This window comes from Loigolactobacillus iwatensis, assembly GCF_003950295.1.
Lineage (GTDB): Bacteria > Bacillota > Bacilli > Lactobacillales > Lactobacillaceae > Loigolactobacillus > Loigolactobacillus iwatensis.
Map to the genome: position 1 here is coordinate 96,861 of NZ_RHNP01000001.1, position 14,563 is coordinate 111,423.

Annotated in this window: 14 protein-coding genes; 6 read left to right on the top strand and 8 right to left on the bottom strand. The window is 39.2% G+C overall.

Going from position 1 to position 14,563, the window contains the following annotated elements; translation table 11 throughout:
- Positions 1 to 220: 220 nt before the first annotated feature.
- The 4 genes from EKM98_RS00460 to EKM98_RS00475 all read right to left on the bottom strand — a co-directional run bounded on the left by EKM98_RS00460 (position 221) and on the right by EKM98_RS00475 (position 4,551).
- The gene (locus tag EKM98_RS00460; RefSeq protein ID WP_125979677.1) at positions 221 to 850 is read right to left on the bottom strand and encodes a pentapeptide repeat-containing protein; all 630 of its coding nucleotides are present in this window, start codon (positions 848 to 850) and stop codon (positions 221 to 223) included.
- A 173-nt stretch (positions 851 to 1,023) separates the two neighbouring features.
- Positions 1,024 to 1,404: an iron-sulfur cluster biosynthesis family protein gene (locus EKM98_RS00465; protein WP_125979678.1), complete on the bottom strand. Its 381-nt coding sequence runs from the start codon at positions 1,402 to 1,404 to the stop codon at positions 1,024 to 1,026.
- 85 nt (positions 1,405 to 1,489) lie between these two features.
- Complete coding sequence (locus EKM98_RS00470) at positions 1,490 to 3,010, bottom strand: glycosyltransferase (RefSeq protein ID WP_125979680.1); 1,521 nt, start codon at positions 3,008 to 3,010, stop codon at positions 1,490 to 1,492.
- Between the two features lie 2 nt (positions 3,011 to 3,012).
- Positions 3,013 to 4,551, bottom strand: a complete 1,539-nt coding sequence (locus EKM98_RS00475) for a glycosyltransferase (protein WP_125979682.1) — start codon at positions 4,549 to 4,551, stop codon at positions 3,013 to 3,015.
- 442 nt (positions 4,552 to 4,993) lie between these two features.
- Between EKM98_RS00475 and EKM98_RS00480 the strand changes: the two genes are divergently transcribed.
- The 3 genes from EKM98_RS00480 (at position 4,994) to EKM98_RS00490 (ending at position 7,137) form a co-directional block, all read left to right on the top strand.
- On the top strand, positions 4,994 to 5,689 hold the full coding sequence (locus EKM98_RS00480) for a type 1 glutamine amidotransferase (protein WP_125979683.1): 696 nt from the start codon (positions 4,994 to 4,996) through the stop codon (positions 5,687 to 5,689).
- A 175-nt stretch (positions 5,690 to 5,864) separates the two neighbouring features.
- Positions 5,865 to 6,281: a hypothetical protein gene (locus EKM98_RS00485; protein ID WP_125979685.1), complete on the top strand. Its 417-nt coding sequence runs from the start codon at positions 5,865 to 5,867 to the stop codon at positions 6,279 to 6,281.
- Positions 6,282 to 6,438: 157 nt separating this feature from the next.
- Positions 6,439 to 7,137 carry a zinc metallopeptidase gene (locus EKM98_RS00490; RefSeq protein WP_125979687.1) on the top strand — a complete coding sequence of 233 codons (699 nt, stop codon included), beginning with the start codon at positions 6,439 to 6,441 and terminating at the stop codon, positions 7,135 to 7,137.
- Between the two features lie 340 nt (positions 7,138 to 7,477).
- Here EKM98_RS00490 and EKM98_RS00495 read toward each other — a convergent pair whose 3' ends face one another.
- From EKM98_RS00495 to EKM98_RS00505, 3 genes are all read right to left on the bottom strand, one after another.
- Positions 7,478 to 7,894, bottom strand: a complete 417-nt coding sequence (locus EKM98_RS00495) for a helix-turn-helix domain-containing protein (protein ID WP_125979689.1) — start codon at positions 7,892 to 7,894, stop codon at positions 7,478 to 7,480.
- A gap of 374 nt (positions 7,895 to 8,268) precedes the next feature.
- On the bottom strand, positions 8,269 to 9,591 hold the full coding sequence (locus EKM98_RS00500) for a replication-associated recombination protein A (RefSeq protein WP_125979691.1): 1,323 nt from the start codon (positions 9,589 to 9,591) through the stop codon (positions 8,269 to 8,271).
- A gap of 188 nt (positions 9,592 to 9,779) precedes the next feature.
- Positions 9,780 to 10,799, bottom strand: coding sequence for a YeiH family protein (locus tag EKM98_RS00505; protein WP_125979693.1), 1,020 nt, complete (start codon positions 10,797 to 10,799; stop codon positions 9,780 to 9,782).
- A gap of 124 nt (positions 10,800 to 10,923) precedes the next feature.
- On the opposite strand from EKM98_RS00505, the gene EKM98_RS00510 reads away from it, so the two are divergent.
- Entirely contained in the window at positions 10,924 to 11,796 is an 873-nt protein-coding gene (locus EKM98_RS00510) for a LysR family transcriptional regulator (protein ID WP_125979694.1), read from the top strand.
- A gap of 169 nt (positions 11,797 to 11,965) precedes the next feature.
- On the opposite strand, the gene spx is transcribed toward EKM98_RS00510, so the two are convergent.
- Entirely contained in the window at positions 11,966 to 12,367 is a 402-nt protein-coding gene (gene spx, locus EKM98_RS00515) for a transcriptional regulator Spx (RefSeq protein WP_068226023.1), read from the bottom strand.
- A 441-nt stretch (positions 12,368 to 12,808) separates the two neighbouring features.
- Here spx and EKM98_RS00520 point away from each other — a divergent pair, with 441 nt between their 5' ends.
- Together EKM98_RS00520 and EKM98_RS00525 are read left to right on the top strand one after the other, a co-directional pair.
- Positions 12,809 to 13,393, top strand: a complete 585-nt coding sequence (locus EKM98_RS00520) for a TetR/AcrR family transcriptional regulator (protein WP_125979696.1) — start codon at positions 12,809 to 12,811, stop codon at positions 13,391 to 13,393.
- A 288-nt stretch (positions 13,394 to 13,681) separates the two neighbouring features.
- A complete protein-coding gene (locus EKM98_RS00525; RefSeq protein WP_125979698.1) occupies positions 13,682 to 14,560 on the top strand; it encodes a LicD family protein in 879 nt (292 codons plus the stop codon).
- Positions 14,561 to 14,563: the final 3 nt, after the last annotated feature.

The window sequence follows — 14,563 nt, forward strand, 5'->3', positions numbered from 1 at the left end:
ACTTAACAGATAAAAGTTGATCCGTCAATTGCTTTTTAGCGAATTTTCATAAACAAAAGTGAATGTTAGTTAATTTAAGTTCGGATTATCTGGATCATTATATTAACCAAGCTTTTAATCGATCGCTTTTTCCTATATTTTCAAAAATTCACACTTTGCTATTTTGATCAACATAAACGCAGAATTATATCCATCGTCAAAAATTATTGAATTGCAAATTTCAATCTACTTTAACCCCAATCGCCATTAGCAAATCCACCGCTTGTTCTGGCGCCACAATTAGGCCCACCAACGATTGCGCCGTTACTTTCACGCCATCAATTTGATTTGATTTTAGCTTTAGCCTAGCAAGCCCTGTTGATAGAAAATTAACTGCCGTTAACTGACAGGCATTAAATTCTAACTGCTGCCAATTTAAGAAACTAAAATCGGCGCTCATTAAATTACTGTTTTGGAAGTTTATCCGTTTAAATTTTGCACCAGAAAAACTTGTGTAGTCGGCCTTACAATTATCGAAAAGACAGTCTTGCAAGACACTGTCGGCAAAATTACTACCCGTTAATTTACAATTTTGAAACTCAACCCGCTGCATTCCCGCACCAATCAATTCACTATTCAGCAGTTCACAATGATCAAAGATAACATTGTGCAAACTGAGACGAACAAAATTAACTTCGTTAAAAACACAATTTTTGAAAATAACTTCTTTGAAATAACTACCCACGAATTCTTCTTGATCTACTTGCTGCGTGTCAAAGCATTGATTTTGACTAAAAGACTCTTCTGATTCTATCTGGTTCAATTGTGCATCCGTTTCATTAACGGTTACTTTTGCTGGCATTCGCTTCATTTTGTCACCTTTTCAAATTTTTTAGTGACTCCATTATAGTATTTTAAAGGGTAATTACACCAGTAGTTAATCAAGCAACTGATCTTAGTTAATAAAAAAAAGCCCGTTTCCCGTTGGCTTCATGATTAAAGCTTTCAGCGACAAACTGGCTTTCACTGTTTAAATTATAGTAATTAACGTGCTGGATTCTTTTTCACCCCATCAGCAGTTGTAAAATCAATAAAGCCCATATTATCATCAATTGAACCAATATCACCAGACAATAACATGGTATCCAAAGTTTGGTTCAAATGCACCGCCATATTTTCATCCAAACTGTCCATTGAATAGCCTTTAACTAAAATGTCGCCTAAATTGCTACTAATCGTTTGGTCATAACCTTCTGTCGCCATATCATCACTAATAACGTTTAACGTGAACTGAACCTGCATATGAATCATCGCGTGCTGTGAATAGGGCCCGACACCATCTTCAAAAGTTAATAATAACTTCTTCCCCGTTCCCAAATGTGGTTGAAGTTTAGTCAATGAAGCTTCATCAAACTTAATCTGCATAACAAGCACCTCCAGTTGATTGGTTAATCCTAATTTCACAATTATCATGCTTTCAAAACACGATAATTGCAACAATTTTAACTTATTATTTAAAAATAAATTGCCACTTGGCCATGACGTTAGTTTCAGAATAGTCAGCCATGCTGGTATAGGCATTATGACTCAGTGTTTGCCACTGTAAATCATCCGTTAATACACGCAGCATTTGCTGGGCCAAACTAGAAATATCATCATTTTCGATTAAATAACCATTAACATTATTTTGAATTAACGCTGCCGGCCCATAATTAAATCGATAGGCAATTGCTGGTACGCCATGACTCAAAGCTTCGCCTAACGCTAAGGGCTGCGAGTCACCACTAGAAGTATTAATATAAAGCCAGGCCTGGTCGTAAACTCGCCGTAAATCTGGTTGATAGCCCTTTAGAAAGACAACATCCTCGAGACCAGCCTGTTTAATCTGTTCAGTTAGTGCATTTTGCTGGTCACCGTAGCCATAAATCAATAATCGTGCGTCAGGTACTAGCTCATAAATTTGTTGAAACGCTACTATAACCTGATCAGTTTGCCGTTCTTTAGTTAAATGACCAACAACAATAATTTCGTGGTAGTGCCGTTTAGCCAGTGGTACCGGAGCCGCCTGCACAATCTGATCCGGCACCACAATTTGCGAAATAGCAAACACTGGCACCGGTGAGTGTGTGCCCCCGAACCAACTGAGTAGATCTTGTTTTTGATCCTCTGTGGCCACAATTATTCCAGTTAACTGGTTAACCTGTTTAACTAGTGCGTTGGCATAAATCCCGGCTAAATCAGCACTGACTTGGTCCTTTGGATTGACCGTGTGGGTGGTTGGAATGCTAACGTACTTGGGTGCCTTAGTTTGCATCGCCAAAACAGCATCGTAAGCAATACCAGGCCGATCCGCAATAAACGCCGCCTGGTCACCACCTAGACGATTAAGTTCGTCCAAAAAGAAACTAAATAATGAAGTATGGTTAGTAAAATAAAGCGTCTGTTGCCGATAGTTCACTAATTGAAGTGAACTTAGATAAAGTTGATCATCTTTATTAAGCGCAAAATACTCTTCAACCACTCGTTTTCCAGCTGGATTATATGTAATCCGGCCAACTAAATCACCATTATCACTATAAAATTCTTCTCGTGACTTAAACCCGCGATAATCCCACAACGTCCGCAATACTTTTTTCCCAAATTGATCAAAATGATCCACACACCCCAATTGACCTACCGTTCCGTCCATAAAATGAACATCCATCACCAAGCGATCACCATCGTAAACATGACTCACATTATGACCTGGTAGAACATTGTAATCGGCAGCCAAATTCAGCGTCGCAATCGTTGGCTGATTGTTGGCCTTAGGGATTAGATCAACTATTCCTTGAAAATAATCATACATATTAATGACTTGATCTTGACTTAGTCCAAAACGCATTTTATTGGCGTACTGCATTGAATTATAACTTTGGGTAACAATTTTAGCCGGGACCCCTTGGTGCTTAAACAATTGAGCGCGCTTGATTTCTGCGTGCTCAATTCCTGAATTCAAGGCAACAAAGTAATCATTAACAAAATAAAACACACTTACGCCCCCTTATAGAATTGCCGCGCCGCTTGAAAAACAACCTGCCATTTTATCCAAACAGTATCTTCAGAGAAACGTTTTGCTGCCAAATAGGCGTTATGACTAAATTGTTGCATTTTGTTATCGTCATTAAGTAGGCCGGCCACGGCATTAGCCAGCGCGCTGACATCATTAACCGGCACTAAATAGCCGTCAACATCATTACTAATTAAGTCCTGCGGCCCGTACTTTGCCGCAAAAGAAACACAAGGTACGCCGTGGGACTGCGCCTCTAATATGGCCAACGAAAAACCTTCCGAGCGAGACGCTAAAACCAAAATTTGTGCTTGATTATAAACCGCAGCAATATCCCGCGTGTAATCGTGAAAAGTTACTAAATTACGTAGCTTTTTTTCCGTCACTAATTTTCTTAAACGCGTGCCTTCTTGACCATTAGCGTATCCCCAAAATGCTAAGCGCGCTTGCGGTGCGCGCTGGTGAATTTGTTCAAAGGCCGCAATAACCTTTTCTTGCTGCTTTTCCGGTGATAGTCGCGCTACCATAATAATTTGGCCAACGTAACGTGTACGCCAAGACACTGGTGGCGCTGCTAAAGTTTGCGGACTAACAACGCCAACCGGTAAAGTGTAAATTGGTACTTGGTCACCCCAACGTGTGATGAGATCATCCCGTTGCTGTTGCGTAGGCACAATGATCCCCTGCCAACTATGGCGATTTTTAATCGCGTACTCGTAATTATAATTTAGATTAGCGGTCACCGGATTATTAGGGTTATTTAAATGATTGGCGTGTAAGTGTAATAGTTTAAAGGCCTGTGTTTTCATATTTAGCAGTGACCAAGATAACTCAAAGGCACGGTCGGCCACAAAAACGTTTTTCTGCCCATTAGCCTTATTCAATTCATCTAAGAAAAAACGCATTAATGCTTGTTCCCCAGTGAAAGAATACTCATGACCGTGCCAATCATTAATTCGGTATAACGAATTTACCAGTTTACCGTGCTGGTCCTTGGTGTGAAATGTTTGGTAAATCCGCTTACCACTAGGCGCAAACACCTGCTCAACTGTAACTTGACCATCAACGTCATACCATTGTTCTAACGCCATAAAGCCGCGCCAATCCCACCACTGTGATTTAACTAATTTGTTATAACGGTCAAAGGTCCAAATTGTTTCAACGTCCGTATACTCTGGTGCCCGCAGCCGAATACGTTGCACAAGCTGGGCACCATCTTTGACGAGGTAACTACGACCATCATCGTTAAGGATAACCTGTAAATTGGCATTAAGTGCAAGATCAGCAAGTTTAAACGAACGTTTTTTAAAAGTTAAGCTATCCTGAAAAAAATCAAATAAGTTAACCATGTCTGCATCTACCAATCCAGCATCTTGCAGTGTCTTATGGAGAGTCAACGAAAAAAAGCGCGTAACAATTTGTGCGGCAGCACCGTGATTCTTAAATAGGGCCAATCGCTTCATTTGTGCGTGTTCAATTCCTGACTTTTTTTGGTTAAAACTTGTGTTGACAAAATAATACATTAACTTTCTCCAGACTAACTCACTTATTTAGATTCATTTTACCCCACTTGGCGGTTAAACAGGAAAAAGCTTTCCGGCAAAATTAAATGGCATCTGAAAAACGTTTAGATTCTACTCTGCAATTAAGAATTATTACCGATTATTAGGTAATATCAGTCAACCCACGCCGCAACAAAAAAGTTATTTGGCGACCCCATAAATGCTAATCCAACCTAATAATTCAATTGATAACGGCAGGGTTCACCGTGATCTTGCCAGAAAAAAGTAGTTTACCAACGTACTTAAAACGATACCCAAATTCATTTTTTTAACACATTAAAGTTATAGCACCTACAGAAATGAGTACAAACGATGGATCAGATCACTTCACTAATCACGTGACTAGGGACCGCCGTATGTGCTATGATTTTAGCAAGTTAGATAATTGGAATAAGGTGAAAAGATGACTGAAAATATTAATAAAGAAGCAATTAGAATTGCCTATCTTTATGAAGATCTCATGAATACGTATGGTGATTCTGGCGATGTTAAGGTCTTGCGTTACTTACTCAATCAACAAGGTTTTAGTGTCCAAGTGGATAACGTTAGTATTGATACCCAAGATTTTGACGCTAAAAATTATGATTTTCTTTTTTTTGGTGGCGGTCAAGACTTTGAACAAACCGTTGTTGCTAAGGATCTTCCCCGTCATGGCGAAACAATCCGCGCCTACATTGAAGCTGGTAAACCAATGTTGGCCATTTGTGGCGGCTACCAACTACTCGGTGACTACTATAAAACAAGTGATGGAACAACCATCAAAGGTTTAGGCATTTTACCGCTGCATACTGTTTTCAAGGCGGATGCACGCATGATTGGTGACACTAAATACGAGACTGAATGGGGAATCGTTAAGGCCTTTGAAAATCACAGTGGCCGAACCTACTTTGACGATAAAAATAAGTTAAAGCCACTTGGCAAAATGATCGAAGGCTTTGGTAACAATCCAGAAGATCACGTTGAGGGAATGCGGTATAAAAATACGATTGGTAGCTACTCCCACGGCCCAATTTTAAAAAACATCAATGTTGCCAACGCAATCGCTAAAATGATTGTTCAAAACTATCAAGCAAGAACGCAAGTGACGGTAACCGAATAATAGTGTCCAATTAAAAATGAGTTAACGATCAACGATAACGGTACAAAGACTAAGCACTATCTCATAAAATAGGCACAGTTAATCGTTTCTTGTCACTCTCCTTCTTTCGCCCGATGACTTTTCAATTTTTATTTGGCATAGTGTCATTATTAAGCAAAAAGGGAGGCCGATTATATTGAAACAACCACCAAAATGGCTTTACAAAGTCGCTCAGTTTATGCGCGGCCGTTACGGTATTATGGATAGTTTGAATAAATTTTTAATTGCTTGTGGACTGGTATTGATTCTATTGACCATGTTTGTCCACACAGTTTGGCTGAACTTGCTTGGCCTTTTAGTACTGATCATTGCTTATTGGCGGATTTTCTCACGTAACATTTATAAGCGCGCTCACGAAAACACTAAATTTCAACAGCGAACAGCTTGGTTGACTAAACCAACTCGCCGGCACTACCATGAATGGCAACAACGCAAGCAATACCGCTTTTTTACCTGTAAAAGTTGCCACCAGAGAATTCGCGTTCCGCGGGGTAAAGGTAAAATTCAAATAACTTGTCCCAAGTGCCGCAACCAGTTTCGCGCACGAACGTAAACTAGAGAGTGTTTAGATTCTACTTTGCAATTGAGGATTATTACTGACTTCGCTGACGATGTCGATCGGACTAGGATGAATCAAAGTCCGAATCGGCGTCTAAACGTTTTTTCTAGACACTTCCTAATGTAATTGATTAACGAATGGAGCTGATTAGATGTTTCCTTTTTTCTGGGACCCAACCTACTTTTTAGTGATTATTGGCCTTATCATTTCAATGGCCGCTTCGAGCTACGTTAACCGAACTTTTAAGCGCTATGATCAATATCGCAGCCAAAGTGGCGTTACTGGTACCGATGCTGCTAACTATATTCTGCAGCAATCAGGCATTAATGACGTCGGTGTTCAAAAGATCAGTGGTAATTTAACCGATAATTATAATGGTAAAACTAAGGTACTCAGCCTTTCCGAAGCAACCGCTGATTCAACCTCGGTCGCCGCGATTGGCGTTGCGGCCCATGAATGTGGTCATGCCGTCCAAGACAAGAAAAATTATTGGCCAATGCGAATTAGAACTGCAATCGTTCCTTTAGCCAATATTGGCTCAACGGCCGCATTCCCAATTATCCTAATTGGCGTTTTACTAAGTTGGAACCAAACACTGATTAATCTAGGTATTGCAGCTTTTTCTTTAGCGTTACTCTTTCAATTAGTGACGTTACCAGTTGAATTTAACGCTTCTCATCGCGCTTTGACCATTCTTTCTGAAGGTGGCGTTTTATCCGGTGAGGAAGTTCCAATGGTTCGTAAGGTCCTTACAGCTGCGGCATTAACTTATGTGGCGGCAGCACTATCGACCTTCCTTCAATTGTTGCGTTTGGTCCTAATGTTCGGTGGTAACCGCAACGATAATTAAACTATCTTAAAAAAATAATCATTTTTAACACGTTTAGCAAGATTGGATTGATTTCCAATCTTTTTTGTTGTGATCTTTTTCAAAACATTGTTAATTCAACTTTTCATTTACTAACTCGTTCCCTAAAGTTAAAATTCACCGCCAATAAAAAGTGACAAGAAATTTTTTATCGTTTTGAAAAGCCGATCAGACTAGTACGTTTTGGTAAAGGCCCTTATTAATATTTTCCTGACTAATTTAGTGAAGACGTGCTTGAAAAAGTTATTTATCTTCAAAATATCTATCGAATTGATCAGCACGGTTATTCGAAGGGCATTCAAATACCCCGACCTCTTTTAATTTACCCAATGGCCTTAAAGATTTCGCGCACGATTATCGGTAGGAACCAAGTTAGCCACCCGCCAATCGCAAAAATCACCCACCAGTAACTGGCCATAAACTCCCAAAAATTAGTTGGTCGCCTATGTTTATAGATTCCAGTAGTCGGATTAACAACGTAATCATTATTATTGGCTTCAACTTTCTCCGAATTCATGTTCTTTTGATTTTGTTCTTGTCTCAAAATTAATTCATCCAATCCAACCTCTAAGATATCGGCTAGTAAAACTAAATTGGTTAAATCGGGTGTGGCATCCTTGCTCTCCCATCGTGAAACTGCCTGCCGTGAAATATAAAGTTTCGCCGCAATATTATCTTGTGATAGTCCCCTTTCTTTCCGTAACTTTCTAAGTTGTTGTGCAAATACGACTGTTGCCATAAGATTCTCCCCGTCTTTCTTTAAATTACATTCAGTATGCCAACAGAATTCTCCAATAACAAGAAAATATTCCGTGCTTTAGAGCAACTAGAAACTGGAAATTGCGCAACTATTAGTTGCCTTTCCTGTTATAACAGCGTTCTTAACCGATCATTAAATGGACAATTATGTAGGCCATTAAACCAGGCCAACTAAGGTTAGCCCACTTTAAAATACAAAAAACTGGAAACAAAAATTTTGTCTCCAGTAATTGACCTATTCTAACTAGTTATTTAGCAACAATGAACGGCATGCATAACTAGGTCGCATTTGGAAAACACTCTTAGTAGTATTACTAATTCACCTACCACTGCCATTCAATATTAAATTACGCCTTATTCATCATGTTCAGCGTGCCAGGCCTTAATTTGTTCTAGGCGCTGTTTTACTTTTGCCTCAGAACCCTCGGTCGTTGGTTGATAGTAATGGCGAGCGCGCAATGAATCAGGCATTGTACGCATAGTAGTTAATTTATCCTTGGTATCATGTGCGTACTGGTAACCGGCGCCATAATCAAGGTCCTTCATGAGCTTCGTTGGTGCATTCCGGATTTGTAGCGGTACTGGCTCGCTTAAATGATGTAAAGCGTCATCCTTCGCGGCCTCGTACGCCGTATACAATGCGTTGGATTTCGGTGCTAACGCTAAATAGGTTACTGCATGGGTTAAATGAACTGTACATTCAGGCATTCCAATAAACTGGCACGCTTGAAAGGCGGCAACGGTGATCTCTAAGGCTCGACTATCGGCCATCCCTACATCTTCACTAGCAAACCGAACCAGCCGTCTCGCAACGTACAGTGGATCCTCACCGGCCTCCAACATTCGAGCCAACCAGTAAATTGCCGCATCAACATCACTATTGCGCATCGATTTATGCAAGGCTGAAATTAAATTATAGTGTTCCTCACCATGTTTATCGTAAAGTAACGATTTTTTGGCAGTAATCTGCACAACGGCCTCCTTAGTCAGCACCGTTTTATCGTCAGTTTGCTCGCCATTTAGAACGGCCATTTCCAACGTATTCAGTGCTGTTCGGGCATCTCCGTTAGCAAAGTCCGCAATCATGGTTAGTACTTCATCGCTAAGCTCAATCTGCTGTTTGCCAAAACCGCGTGGATCATTAATCGCATTTTGCAATAACTGCTTAATATCAGCCGTCGTCAATGCTTTTAGCACAAAAACTTTTGTACGCGACAACAAGGCCGAATTAATTTCAAATGACGGATTTTCTGTTGTGGCACCAATTAAGGTGATACTTCCCTTTTCAACGTAAGGTAAAAAAGCGTCCTGCTGTGCTTTATTAAAACGGTGAATTTCATCTAGGAATAAGATTGTCTTTTCGCCGTACTGCTGGTTTTCGTCTGCTTGTTTCATCACTTTTTTTATATCTTTAATGCCAGTTGTCACCGCACTAAAAGTGATGAAAGTAGCCTTGGTCCGGCGAGCAATAATTCGTGCCAGCGTCGTTTTCCCAACACCAGGCGGGCCCCAAAAAATCATTGAGGTCACTTGATCGTGGTCAATCAACTGACGAAGAACCTTACCTGGGCCAAGCAATTGCTGCTGACCAACAAAGTTATCCAAATTAGTCGGTCGGACACGATTAGCTAATGGTTGATTTTTCTCATTTTGATTAAATAACGATTCCTGTTCGATCTTACTCAGATCCTTTCTCGCTGTTACTAGTCAACCTAACTATTAACGGACAAATCACAATCACTCTTATCATACCAACTATTGGCCCCAACAGATAGTCATAGGTAACGTAGCTAAAAAATAGTCAGGTAAATACTAATAAGAGGTTGCAACATAAATTATAAATGTCACAGCCTCAAGCAAGCCTATTAAAATAGTGACTTGCTGACAATAATCATGCATGTTAGTAAAATAACGGAAGTAAACGTAGCCGAAATTAGTGCGTTTCGACCACGATGCAAGATGACATTGAAATTAACGCTCATTCCCAAGGCGGCCATTGCCATGCCTAAAATCAGATAGGCCAGTTTAACCAACCAGGCCAATGTAGTTGTGCCAAGTGGTACAAAAGTTCCAATCACACTAGCGATAATAAAACCAAGCATGAACCACGGAACGGGTAATTTCTGATGGCCCGAATTTTGTCCGCGATTGACCTTCTTTTGGTACCAGATACCGATAATTAATGCTGCTGGTGCCAACATTAACACTCGTGATAATTTGGTAATGATTGCCGTGTCCAAACTAATAGGACCATTAGATCCACCTGCCGCAACTGCATGGGCAATTTCATGTAGTGAACCACCAGTCAACACTCCAAATTGAGTTGGCGTCATATGGAGCAGTGGCCTAATGCCAATTTCAATCAAAGTGAAGACTGTTCCCAAAATAGCAACGATCGCTACTGCCAAAACTTCATCTTCGCGTTTTTTTTCTTCTTGACCCGCTGAAACCTGAATTTGTGGTGAGATTCCCATTATTGCGGCCGCCCCACAAATTCCAGTCCCACTAGCGGCCAAAATTGCAAGCTGAGGTTCAACGCCCATCTTACGGGCAATATTATAACCAATGGTGATGGTGCAAGTCACAATAATGGCTGCTAATAAAATAGTTTTGACTCCTGCATGGGCCAAATCAATTAAGTTCAATTTGAACCCTAATAAAATAATACCAAGTCGTAAAAATTTATTTGAAATAAAGCTAATTCCAGATCTGGCCCGGATAATGGTCGGCCGATAAAGTTGCATTAGCATTCCCAAAATTAACGCGATCACTAATGCGCCAATCACATTTAAGTAAGGCAATCCGCCTAATAACGTTCCCAAAATAGAGCAGATTAGCGTTAATAGTACCGCTAAATAAAAACTGTGCGTTTTTAATGTCGTCATCTTTTTCCTCCTGCTGTCGTTGTTTATGCGCTATTAGCGTATCATGCTAATTAGATAAGCAAAAATTAGTATTTATTAGTATTGAATAAGTTTTACTTATAATAAAGACAGGAGGAACTTCCATATGCTTGATCACCGTTATAAAACGTTAGCTGTTTTGGCCAAAACGCTTTCCTATACTAAAGCTGCACAACACTTATTTATTACCCAACCAGCCGTCTCACAACAAATCAGCAGTTTAGAACAAGAATTAGAAATTAAACTAGTTGCCAAAAATGGCATCCATATTCATTTAACCAATGCCGGCGAACAATTAGTCCAGTATGTCGATAAAATTTCACTGGAAAATGAGCATGTCTTGCGGCAAATAAGGACTAACTCTGAGGAACCAGTAGTCAAAATTGGAGCAACGTATTCTCTCAGCACTTTCTTGTTGCCGCAACTGATTAAAAATTTACTGCCCACAACGACAAAAATTCATACACTAATTGATAACACAACTGAAATTCTAACCGCCTTGCGCCAAGGTGAAGTTGAGTTGGGTCTTGTTGAAGGTAATTTTAATAAAACCGAGTTTGATGCGATAACGATTCAAAACGAAGAATTTATTGGCGCTACCAGTCAAAGAAATCCGCTCTTAGACAAAACGACAATCACAATCGCCGACTTATTATCGGAAGTACTTTTAATTAGAGAAAGTGGTTCCGGAACGAGGGCCATTTTTGCTAATTGGCTGGCAACCCAAAATTATCAGATTGATGAGTTTAGTCAACGAATTGAGATTGCCAATCCAACAACGATCATTGAGCTGTTAAAAAAGGGCGTGGGGATCAGTTTTATGTATAAATCGCTTATTAAATCAGAATTAGAGAAAAATACATTGGTACAATTGCCCCTAGACGGATTTAAAATTAATCATCCAATTAATCTGATCTTTTTGAAAAACAGTTATTTTGCGGAATATTATACGGAAATTGCAAAAAAATTGGGTAACTAAATTAATTAATATTGCTCTCTAACTCAGCGAGTTTTGACACAATATTCTAATAAAAAAAGTGAGCCAAAAGGTAGTCGCTTTATCAGAATCACCTCGCTCACCAGTCAATCAACGATCTGGTCAGTGTGTCATCCATAAAGTCTACCTTTTAGCCCACTTTTAGTTTGTTTTAAATTGCCAAACGTGAACGTACTTTTAACATTTCCATTTTTCGGGTTTCCCGTGGTAAGAACCGACGAATTTCTTCATCATTATAGCCAACTTGCAATCGTTTCTCATCAAACATAATCGGCCGTTTGAGTAAATCTGGGTGCTGCGAGATGAGCTCAATCAACTTACTAGTTGAGATCTCATCTAGATCAACGTTAAGTTTCTTGAAGATCTTAGCACGTGTTGATACAATATCTTCCGACCCATTTTCGGTCAGACGCAGCAGACGTTTCACTTCATCCTGAGTTAACGGTTGCGCAATAATATTACGTTCCGTAAAAGGAATCTTGTGATCAGTAAACCATGCACGCGCTTTACGGCTGGATGCATTGCTTGATGACGTATAAAGTTGAACAGTCATTTTAAACGCCCCTTTGTCAGTTTAGATTAACAAACTAAAACTACTTTATAAGTTATATAAGGCCAGTTCTCGTTTGCTTACTATATGTAAGTATAACATTTACTTACTAAAAAGCAATAGATTTCGGCAAGTTTATTTTTAATTTTCCATTAAATAGCCGGTTTTGAAAGTAGTCATAAATTTCGTGTCGTGTTAACGTTATAATTTCATTGCAACACAAAAAAATAAAATGATATCGGCTTAGTCACACTGCTTGTTTTTCAGCAAATAGCCGCTATGATTTTAAATAGTTAGTTAGTGCCTCTGGCAACCTGGCCAACTAAACAGGGTCTGTATGAATACCAAAATGAAACAACTCTCATTTTAGTTTGACTTAAAAATGTTATCGGCTTACTCTTTTATCAGTTAGGTTCCGAATATAAATAATTACGGGGGAAACAAATGGGTTTACGTGAACGAAAAAAGGCAGAAAAGCGACAAGAAATCGCAGAGAATGGCCTAAAATTATTTAAAGAAAACGGCTTTGCCAACGTCACAGTGGCACAAATTGCTGCAACGGCTAATATTGCACCAAAAACACTTTTTACCTATTTTAAGACCAAGGACGATATTGTTTTTTATAATGAAGACGAATTACTTTCACTAATTAGACACCTGATTCAACAACAAACTTCAATTGGTAATATTTGGCCGGCCTACCAAACAACACTAATCCACTTGGCATCCCAGGGTAATCTTTGGCGGGACATGAACCAATTAATTAAATTAGTCGTAACCGATGAAACCTTACAAGGACGCTTGCTTAAAATGTGGTCAACTTATGAACAAACAATCGCTGATACTATTTTAGCCAAGCACTTAACTGACCACGTTACGGCCTACATTTTTGCCAATCAACTCGTTATGCCACTGCGATTTTTATTTACGCAGGACATTCCCACTGCTCAAGAGTGGCAAACATCAACGATTCAATTACTGAACAACATTAATCATACTCAATCGTTGTTAGTTAACGAATTTAACTAGAATTTATCGGAAAAAGCATAACTAAGAGGTCAGGTAGAAATAAATTTTATCACGGCCTTCTTTTTTATGGCTAAATATTTTACATCAATACTCACTGTTCTCTCCTTATGTACTTAATTTCATTAAATAATTTAAAGTGATACTCCATTGTAAGCCCTTTATTTATTGGATAAATATAAAATAAGAATATATCGGTCCTGTTCGACCACAATATGTAGCCGAACGTACTGTTTGGTGCTAAAATATAAAATAAAGTAGGTAAGAGTAGACAAGAAGATTGAGGGATTAATGTTGGATTTAAAATTATTACATCAACGTGAGTTAAACTTATTGTGTCAGATTATAACTATTTGTGAAGAAGAAAATATAGATTATTGGTTGTGTGGCGGATCACTTCTTGGTGCCATTAAATATCATGGAATAATTCCTTGGGATGACGATGTTGATGTTGCAATGAAACGACCAGAGTACGATCGCTTTATTGCCGCCGCAACGAAACGATTTAACGCGGACAAACAATATGGTATTATTAATGACCATTTAGACCCTGATTATGGTGTCACTTGGAGTAAAGTTATTGATAAAGGAACTGAGATTGAAGAAGACTTTATGTTTAGTAGTCAAACTGTTTTTGTCGATATTATTCCGTTTGATAAATTGGCCAATAATTCACTATTACGGCTTTGGGATAAGTACGCTTTTCATTTAACTGATCAGATAATTCGTGAGCGTTACTACCACATTTACCATTCATGGTTTGGTAAGATTGCCTACGCACCAGTTCACTTTGCAACCCGCTGGTTTTCACTCAAATCATTAAAAAAAATTCGCTATCGTGTAATGACTAGACGAAAAAATAATCGGGCGGCCACCGTTACTAATTATGCTTCTTGGTATGGGTTTGGCCGCGAATGGGCTTCAGATGCAGAAGTCAGGACAGTAAAGCCCATAGAATTTAGCGGTCTGCAGGTAAAAATTCCCGTTGGAACTGCAACTATTTTACAACGAATGTATGGGGATATCACCAAAACTCCTGCGGCTTCGGAGCAATGCCCTAGGCACGTTAAATCTTTTCACATTGTTCCGGCCAATGGTAAGCAAAAGTCCTGTACTTCTGAAAGAACAAAAATGACGCCTGAACAAATTTCAATTTTAGCTCACGACTAGAAA